Below are 1,564 nucleotides of genomic sequence, written 5' to 3'. Positions count from 1 at the left end.
TCTCTGGATTATTTAACACCAGTAGCATTTGCTGAGCAGGCAGCTTAAAATGAATTATCTCATCCAAGCAGTGGTGTTAAGTTTGGGGAAAGGTCAAGAGTCATAAAAGTGTCTAGTAAACTCGGGTTTTAGCAATCTTTTTTAATTGGAAAACTCATCCTTGTCTTGTGTAGTGGTCAAGTAATTTTGGCCACGGTTTTAGATTCAAGCCAGTACTTTCGTTCCGACTCGTTAGGTGTCAGACCATCATTGTTGGTATGAGGTATGAGGCCTGACGTTGCAATAGTATCCAACAATATAGTTGATTACTGATTGTTTTGCTGCCATCAAAGTAGCATAACCTATTGATGACATCCATTCTGATTTAAAACTCCTGAAGAAACGCTCCATTGGACTATTGTCCCAACAGTTTCCTCGTCTGCTCATCCGTGTGTAACTGAAATGCGAATACGGAATGAACTCTTAGCAATATCGGTTGATGGTAAATGGAAATACCCAGTATTTCAGTTTCAAGGCAACGTGATAATTCCTGGGATTAATCGTATTATTAAAATTCTATGTTCTAGGGATGGCATGTTTTGGGATGCTTGTTTATTTTTACTTAATAAACATGATGCTCTCGTTATGGATGATGGAACCTGTATTACTCCAATTGAAGGTATCAAGTCTGGTAAAAATATAGACCTAATTGCTTCACTCGCATATGGCCGCTTTGATCAAACAGCTAATTAGGAATAAATTACTTAAAATTAAAAAGTTTTCAATGAATTTTTTTTTTAATAACTGCCCTACTATTTTACTTCCTATAATGTATTTTATGTGAGCCTAAATTACACTTTTAGTTTTTGTAATTTAAAATCTAGTTTTTCAATTTCTAAAACCACATCTATTGGTTCATATGCAAGCAGAACCTTATCAAATGGGGCTTCATTTGTTGCATAACTATTTTGTTTCTTCATTGATATTAGTTCTTTAAACTCTAGGCCACTTTTTGGGAAATCAACTTTATTACCGGAAAAAAAGCAAGAGATTGGGCCTGAGTTTGAAAAACACATTATTTTATGAGTAGGTTGTAAAGAAGGGAAACTAACTCTTTCAAAGTACTCTTGCCCCTTCAAAAGAGAATAGTGAGTTTCATCCGCCCCTTCACCATATTTTCTTAACAATATTAACTCTCTTTTATTTTGACTTATTAATCGCTCCACAATTAGTTCCCAATTACCTTGAAGCCAGTTTTGAAGAAAAACATCATCAAAATCTGTTTTAACCATTCGGTTTATGGTTGAAATAGACACGTTTAAAAAGCTAGAAAATTCTATTATTATTTTTTTTAAATCTTCACTCATAATTATCACCTGCTTTAATTTCTTCCTTCATTTTTATCTAACAAATCTCTTTCTTCTATTGTTGGCTTCCTTTTAGTAGGTACGCTTTTACGGTTGTCAGGTCTATCCTCTTAACTAATCTGGGACAGGCACCCCAATCAACAAATTCTTACACGCTCTTCAGTAATTTGCCACAGATAATTACCCACCAATTGCTCAAAATATAGTTTTTAAACGGA

At 34.3% G+C, this 1,564-nt stretch carries 1 protein-coding gene and 1 pseudogene; both read right to left on the bottom strand.

What is annotated here, in order from left to right:
* Positions 1 to 176: 176 nt before the first annotated feature.
* Positions 177 to 426, bottom strand: a pseudogene (locus CCS90_RS15150) (integrase core domain-containing protein); the annotation flags it as partial.
* Positions 427 to 830: 404 nt separating this feature from the next.
* The gene (locus CCS90_RS14790) at positions 831 to 1,346 is read right to left on the bottom strand and encodes a hypothetical protein (protein ID WP_099020342.1); all 516 of its coding nucleotides are present in this window, start codon (positions 1,344 to 1,346) and stop codon (positions 831 to 833) included.
* Positions 1,347 to 1,564: the final 218 nt, after the last annotated feature.

Source organism: Marinicella litoralis, from assembly GCF_002591915.1.
Lineage (GTDB): Bacteria > Pseudomonadota > Gammaproteobacteria > Xanthomonadales > Marinicellaceae > Marinicella > Marinicella litoralis.
The sequence above is the reverse complement of the archived record's forward strand: the minus strand, read 5'-3'. Positions and strand labels throughout refer to the sequence as shown.

Bases quoted from the DNA above. Each gene is read 5' to 3' on its own strand.
- CCS90_RS14790 (WP_099020342.1), bottom strand. From the start codon at position 1,346: ATGAGTGAAGATTTAAAAAAAATAATAATAGAATTTTCTAGCTTTTTA.